Annotated in this window: 8 protein-coding genes; 4 read left to right on the top strand and 4 right to left on the bottom strand. The window is 72.6% G+C overall.

What is annotated here, in order from left to right; translation table 11 throughout:
* Positions 1 to 56: 56 nt before the first annotated feature.
* From IE145_RS03260 to IE145_RS03250, 3 genes are all read right to left on the bottom strand, one after another.
* Complete coding sequence (locus tag IE145_RS03260; RefSeq protein ID WP_373296561.1) at positions 57 to 812, bottom strand: calcium-binding protein; 756 nt, start codon at positions 810 to 812, stop codon at positions 57 to 59.
* A 168-nt stretch (positions 813 to 980) separates the two neighbouring features.
* Positions 981 to 1,799 (bottom strand): HAD family hydrolase, encoded by an 819-nt coding sequence (locus IE145_RS03255; RefSeq protein ID WP_189518541.1) that lies wholly within the window; start codon positions 1,797 to 1,799, stop codon positions 981 to 983.
* A 66-nt stretch (positions 1,800 to 1,865) separates the two neighbouring features.
* Positions 1,866 to 2,333 (bottom strand): winged helix DNA-binding protein, encoded by a 468-nt coding sequence (locus IE145_RS03250; protein ID WP_189518539.1) that lies wholly within the window; start codon positions 2,331 to 2,333, stop codon positions 1,866 to 1,868.
* Positions 2,334 to 2,584: 251 nt separating this feature from the next.
* Here IE145_RS03250 and IE145_RS03245 point away from each other — a divergent pair, with 251 nt between their 5' ends.
* Positions 2,585 to 2,935: an alpha-amylase inhibitor gene (locus IE145_RS03245; RefSeq protein ID WP_189518537.1), complete on the top strand. Its 351-nt coding sequence runs from the start codon at positions 2,585 to 2,587 to the stop codon at positions 2,933 to 2,935.
* 180 nt (positions 2,936 to 3,115) lie between these two features.
* Complete coding sequence (locus IE145_RS03240) at positions 3,116 to 4,222, top strand: NYN domain-containing protein (RefSeq protein ID WP_189518535.1); 1,107 nt, start codon at positions 3,116 to 3,118, stop codon at positions 4,220 to 4,222.
* 202 nt (positions 4,223 to 4,424) lie between these two features.
* Here the strand turns inward: IE145_RS03240 and IE145_RS03235 are convergent, their stop codons facing one another.
* Positions 4,425 to 4,892: a VOC family protein gene (locus IE145_RS03235; protein ID WP_189518533.1), complete on the bottom strand. Its 468-nt coding sequence runs from the start codon at positions 4,890 to 4,892 to the stop codon at positions 4,425 to 4,427.
* 22 nt (positions 4,893 to 4,914) lie between these two features.
* Between IE145_RS03235 and IE145_RS03230 the strand changes: the two genes are divergently transcribed.
* Positions 4,915 to 5,562 carry a CGNR zinc finger domain-containing protein gene (locus tag IE145_RS03230; protein ID WP_189518531.1) on the top strand — a complete coding sequence of 216 codons (648 nt, stop codon included), beginning with the start codon at positions 4,915 to 4,917 and terminating at the stop codon, positions 5,560 to 5,562.
* 39 nt (positions 5,563 to 5,601) lie between these two features.
* A complete protein-coding gene (locus IE145_RS03225) occupies positions 5,602 to 5,991 on the top strand; it encodes an SRPBCC family protein (protein ID WP_189518529.1) in 390 nt (129 codons plus the stop codon).
* Positions 5,992 to 6,000 lie beyond the last annotated feature (9 nt).

Genomic DNA, 6,000 nt, shown 5'->3' with positions numbered 1-6,000 from the left:
ACGAAGATCACCGCCGTCGACTACAAGCAGCAGTTGATCAGTTACCCAACACTTTCTCAGGGGAGCGTGATGTTCCGGCCCGGGCCGCCTTCGACCGTGTCCTTGCCCGAGCCGCCCACGATCACGTCGTCGCCCGCCTCGCCGTGCAGCATGTCGTCGCCGGAGCCGCCGAGGACGATGTCGTTGCCCTCCCCGCCCATGACGTGGTCGTCGCCCGGGCCCGCGTACACGATGTCAGCGCCGTCGTACGCCTCGATCATGTCGTCGCCCCGGCCGCCCCACAGCACCTGGTCGCCGTCGACGGCCATCAGGTGGTCCATGCCGTCGCCGCCGTTGAGGACGACGCGCCCCATGACCATGTCGTCGCCCGCGTCGCCCCGCACGGTGTGCGCGGTGTGGGCGTGCAGCGTGTCGTCCCCGGGGCCGCCGCTGACGGTGGCGACACCGGGGTCGCTCGTGGCGATCTCGTCGTCGCCGTCGCCGAGGAAGACGTCGATCCGGTCCGGCCGGGCGCTGTCGGTGGGCAGTTCGCAGACGACGTACGTCGCGACGCCCGGCTCCAAGTACGCGCAGTGATCACCGGGCTGGAGCGGAACCGAGTCCCGGAAGCCGATCCGCCGGACCCCGTCGCCCTGGTCCATCGGGACCACGTGGAGGTCGTTGACCTGACCCGGGGCGGCGGTGAAGGTGACCGACTGCTTCGCCCAGTCGGCGCCGATCCGGGCCTTGCCCTCGGCGGCGGTGGGCGCCGCGACGGCCGGGGACACGGCGAGGCCGGTGGCGAGCAGGGTCACGGCGGCCGTCATCCTCATGCGCTTCACGACAACTCCTCGGTGGTCTGCGGGGGTTCGCCCGCCTGCCCTACGGAACGGGAGATGGGCAGGTGCATGCCAAGCGCCGCGCGCGGCGGTGGGGTCGCCGCGCGGGCGACCGGAGCCTACCCGTCTTGGTCTAGACCAAACCGGAGTCCTGGGCGGAGTCTAGGCGGGGCCGGTGCCGAACAGTCGCTCCAGGACCACCGCGACCCCGTCCTCCGCGTTCGTCAGGGTCACCTCGTCGGCCGCCGCGCGCAGCTCCGGGTGGGCGTTGCCCATCGCCACCCGGAGGCCCGAGCCGGCGAACATCGGCAGGTCGTTGGGCATGTCGCCGAACGCGACGGTCCCCTCGGCCCCGATGCCCAGCAGCTCGGCCGCCGCCGCGAGTCCCGTGCCCTTGTCCACCCCGCGCGGAGCCAGCTCCACCGTGCCGGGCCCCGCCATGGTCACCGTCGCCAGATCGCCCACGGCGCCGCGTGCGGCGGCGGCCAGCGCGTCGTCGCCCAGCTCCGGGTGGCGTACCAGCACCTTGATCACGGGCCGTTCCCACAACGCCTCGCGGACACCCACACGTTGGGCGGGCAGCGTCGGATTCGGCATCCGGTAGCCGGCCTCGATCAGGGTGACCCCGTCCACGCCGTCCTGGTCCACGGCGGCGAACACGGCCCCGACCTCCGCCTCGATCTTGCCGAGGGCGGTGTCGGCGGCCTCCCGGTCCAGGGTGGCGGAGTGCAGCAGCCGCCCGGCGTCCGCGTCGTAGAGCTGGGTGCCCTGCCCGCAGACGACGAGCCCGGTGTACGCGAGGTCCGTGAGCAGCGCCCGTATCCCCGGGACGGGCCGCCCGGTCACGATCAGATGCCGGGCGCCCGAGGCGGCGGCGAGACCGAGCGCGGCACGGGACCGGGAGCTGACGGTGTCGTCGGGGCGCAGCAGGGTGCCGTCCAGGTCCGTGGCGACGAGCGCATATGCGGGGGGCGTGGGCATGGCCCCAGCCTAGAAGGCCCCGAACGGCCGCTTGCCCGCGAGGGGTGGACCGGATATGGAGGGCTCTCAGGCGGCGGTCCCTCCCGCGTTACGCACCAGCTGCCGCAGCACCTTGACGGTGGTGACGTAGTCCGCGTCGGAGATCCCCTCGTGGAGCGCGGCGCGGATCGCCGGGGTGTTGCGCTTGAGGTCGAGGCGCGCCTCTTCCCCCTCCTCCGTGATCCACAGCCGGTCGTCCGCGTCCCGCCGCAGCCAGCCCCGCCGTACGAGCACCTCGGCCTCGACCGCGAGGTCGTCCTCGGGCCGGATGTACGAGGCCATGGCCCGCTGAAGCTCGGGGAGGGTCATCCCCGCGCCGTCGGGAGAGATGTCGGCGGCCGACAGGTTGCGCAGCAGCCAGAACTGGGGCTGGGTGTACCCCTTCTCAGCCTGCCGCTCCCGGATGTGGGCGATGAGCGCCTCGTAGGCGACCCCGGTCCAGTAGGCGGCGGGCTGGGCGGCGAGTTCGGCGTCGCTGAGCTGCTGATCGGGCATGGCGGATGCTCCCTCGGTGGCGTGGTGGCCGGGACGCGACGGCCGAGATGGCCGGGACGCGACGGCCGGGATGGCCTTACGGACCTGACGGCGACCGTAGGACCTCAAGCGCGGTTGAGGGCAAGCGAGAGGGGTGGGGTGAGGGGGCCGAGGGGCGTGCCTTCGAAGTTTCTGATCCAGCGTTGAGGGGGCCGGATGCCTCGGCAAGGGTGGCGGCGAAGGAATTGTCCGTAAACAGATGGGATGAGGGCATGCGTAAATTCGCTTCAGGTATTGCCGCGGCGGCCCTGGCGGGCACGGCCGTGCTCGGCGTCGGCCAGGCCCATGCGGCCGCCGCCCCCGCACCGGCTGCCCCCGCGGTAGCGGCGGCCCCCGCGCCGAGTTGTGTCGAGGGGACCGGGGCGGTCATCTTCTTCCGGTACGTGACCGTCTGGATGACCAACAACTGCGCGACCACGCAGCGGGTCACGCCGACCTGGAACCTTGAGATGGACCCGGCGCCCGGCTGTTACGAGCTCCAGCCCGGCGAGGAGGCGAAGTTCTCCAGGGACCAGCCGATCCTGGGGACCAGCTGGAAGTTCCAGGGCCTCGTCACCTGCTGATCGGATTCTGTCCGTCCCCGATCGGTAACCGCTGATCGGTAACCGCCGATCGGTAACCGTCGATCGGATTCTGTGCCTGATCGGTGACCTTGTTCCGGCGGTTCCCGGTCCGCTTCCGGGCGGGCGGGGGGCCGCCGTCCCCGCGGGATTCGAACGGCGCCTCGGAGGGAGCAGTCCGTCATGCCGAACACAGCCACCGAAACGCCTGCCGGTGACGGCGTCCCGCAGGCTGCGTCCCGCCGTCGGCGCTGGTGGTGGTCCCGGTGGCCGGACCTGGCCGTGCGTCTGGCGGTCGTGTGGTCGGTGCTCTACGGGGCCGCGGCGCTGTACTGGACCCTCGGCGGCGACGGATACCCCTTCGAGCGGGTTCACGAGGACCGTTCGTCGGGGTCGATCCTGGAGCCGAGCCGGGCCGAGGCGGTCGCCCCGGTGCTGGCCGTGTTCTGTGCCCTCGGTGTGGTCGCCGGGCTGTTGATGCTGAAGCGGGTCGGGACCGGCCGGGTCCGCACAGTCCTGCTCGGCTACGGGTGGGCGGCGGGCATCTCCCTGGCCCTCCTGATCCCCGACTACTCGCTGCTCGGCCTGCTGGCGTTCTCGCCGGTGCTGATCGTGTTCGCCTTCACCGGGGTGCCGGGGCCGCAGGACCTGGGCGACATCCTGTACTGGCACCGCGGGAACCTGATGATCGTCTTCGTCGGCGGGCTGCTGTGGGTCGCCGCGACGCTCGCGTACCAGCGGCGCACCAGCGGGCGGTGCGTCCACTGCGGCCGGGCCCCGCACGGATCGGGGCGGCGGACGGACCCTGTCAGGCTGCGCGTCTGGGGGCGCCGGGCGGTCTGGCTGGCCGTGCTGTCGACCCTCCCGTACGACATCACCCGCATCGCCTGGTACTTCGACGTGCCGCTCGGCATCACGGACGCGTTCCTGAAGGAGATGCGGGACACGCCTAACATGCTGGAGGTCGGGCTCGCGCTGGGGGTGGTGTCGACCCTGGGCAGCCTGCTGACGCACGGGCTGGTCGCCGGGTGGGGCGAGGTGTGGCCGCGCTGGGTGTGGTGGAAGAAGCGGCGGACGATCCATCCGGCGACCGCCGTCGTCCCGGCCGGGCTGGTCGCGGTGGTGCTCATTCCGGGCGGTCTGATGGCGGTGCGCGGCTTCGAGGCCGCCTCATGGGGGATCACGGGGCCCGCGATCCTCTGGGTGGTGTGGGGCGCCGCGCTGGGTGCCGCCACCTATCTGTACTACCTGCGCCGCCGCGGCGTCTGCCGCAGCTGCGAGCAGGGGTGACCGCGGGCCCCGGCCCCGGCCTCGGGTTCCATTTCCGGGGTCGGGGTCGGGGCCGGGTGCCGGGGTCGGAGCGGGGGTCTCGTGCCGTCGCGCCGGGGCCGGGCCGCCGGCGACGGCGATCCGGTCCCGGTCCGGGCGGCCGGCTGGTGGAGTTGCTGCCGCGCGGGCTGTGGCGGTAGTCCGGCGACCGGCCCCGGGGGGTTCAGTTCAGGCAGAACTCGTTGCCCTCCGGATCCGTCATGACGATCCAGCTTCCGCCCTGCTCGTCGACCGTGCGCTGCGCCCGCGCGCCCAGCGCCGTCAGCCGCTCGGCCTCCGCGTCGCGCCGACCCGGGGCGGAGTGCACGTCGATGTGGAGGCGGTTCTTCACCGTCTTCGGCTCCGGCACCCGCTGGAACAGCAGCCGCCGCCCCTGTCCCGCACCGCTGACCTCGTCGTACGGGTCGTCCGGGTGGCGGGCCGCCGCCAGGTCGAGCCAGGCGCGGCGGCCGTGGGCGCGGGTCGTGATGGCCTCGGGCACGGCTCCGGCCGCGAGCAACTGCTCGACCAGCGGGCTGTTGTCCTCGACGACGTACCCCAGGGCCTGGGCCCAGAATCCGGCCTGTGCGTGCGGGTCGGCGCTGTCGATCACGAGCTTCCAGGCCAGTGGCTGTGTCGGTGTCTCCGTCATGGAAACCGTTTATAGTGGTTACATGAGTGGGAAGGCAACCAACACGCCGGGGCTGTTGCTGCGGCACCCGGACGGCAGTTCGTTCCGGTTCGATCCGGGCGCGCTGTGTCTGGAGCTGCTGCCGACCGGTGGACCCGGGCCGCTGTCGTACTTCGAGGTGCTGCACGAGCCGGCCGACCTGGTGCGCTGGGCGGAGGAGAGCCGGCTGCCGGGCGGGCTCGGGGCCGGTTCCGGTGAGGGCGAGGGGCTCGTCGTGAGCGCGGCGGAGGTGGCGGCCGCGCGGGCGTTGCGCGACGCGCTCTGGCGGATTACGGAGAGCTGGGTACGGGAAGAGCCCCCGGCTCCGAACGACCTCGCCACTCTCAACGACGCGGCGGCCGGGCCGTCGTTGGCGTCCCGGCTGACCGTGGGCGGCGAGCGGGTGTGGACGCCGGGCGGCACCGGGACCGGGCTGCTCTCCACCGTCGCCCGCGACGCGATCGACCTGTTCACCGGGGCGTACGCCCACCGCATCCGCACCTGCGGCGCGCACGACTGCCGCCTCTTGTTCGTGGACACCTCCCGTCCCGGCAGACGTCGCTGGTGCTCGATGGAGCGCTGCGGCAACCGCCACAAGGTCCGCGCCCACCGCGCCCGGCTCACCGTCTCCGACGGGGAATCCACCGACTGATCAGCACCGACGCACCGAATAGCTGAAGGAGTATCCGCCATGCCGACCGGACTCACACAGGACGCAGGCTGGGAGATCGGCGTCTCCCGGACCATCCGCCGACCGCTGACCGCCGTCTGGGACTTCGTCGCCGGCCCGGAGGGCGCCGCGCTCTGGCTCGGCCTCGACGGCCCGGTGCCCACCGAGAAGGGCGCTCCGTACCGTACGGCGGACGGCGTCGAGGGCGAGATCCGCAGCTACCGCCCCGGCGACCGGGTCCGCCTCACCCACGGGACCTCCACCGTCCAGGTGGCCGTGACACCCGGCAGCTCCGAGGACCGGACCGTGCTGCGCTTCCACCAGGAGCGTCTGGCGAGCGCCGAGGAGCGCGAGGAGCGCCGTACGCACTGGAAGAACGTGATGGACCGGATCGAGGCCGAACTGACCTGAGGGCCGACC

This window comes from Streptomyces sindenensis (assembly GCF_014649035.1).
Lineage (GTDB): Bacteria > Actinomycetota > Actinomycetes > Streptomycetales > Streptomycetaceae > Streptomyces > Streptomyces sindenensis.
The sequence above is the reverse complement of the archived record's forward strand: the minus strand, read 5'-3'. Positions and strand labels throughout refer to the sequence as shown.

Coding starts and splice junctions, on each gene's coding strand:
- IE145_RS03245 (WP_189518537.1), top strand. CDS start 2,585: ATGCGTAAATTCGCTTCAGGTATTGCCGCGGCGGCCCTGGCGGGCACG.
- IE145_RS03225 (WP_189518529.1), top strand. CDS start 5,602: ATGCCGACCGGACTCACACAGGACGCAGGCTGGGAGATCGGCGTCTCC.
- IE145_RS03230 (WP_189518531.1), top strand. CDS start 4,915: ATGAGTGGGAAGGCAACCAACACGCCGGGGCTGTTGCTGCGGCACCCG.
- IE145_RS03240 (WP_189518535.1), top strand. CDS start 3,116: ATGCCGAACACAGCCACCGAAACGCCTGCCGGTGACGGCGTCCCGCAG.
- IE145_RS03255 (WP_189518541.1), bottom strand. CDS start 1,799: ATGCCCACGCCCCCCGCATATGCGCTCGTCGCCACGGACCTGGACGGC.
- IE145_RS03235 (WP_189518533.1), bottom strand. CDS start 4,892: ATGACGGAGACACCGACACAGCCACTGGCCTGGAAGCTCGTGATCGAC.
- IE145_RS03250 (WP_189518539.1), bottom strand. CDS start 2,333: ATGCCCGATCAGCAGCTCAGCGACGCCGAACTCGCCGCCCAGCCCGCC.
- IE145_RS03260 (WP_373296561.1), bottom strand. CDS start 812: ATGAGGATGACGGCCGCCGTGACCCTGCTCGCCACCGGCCTCGCCGTG.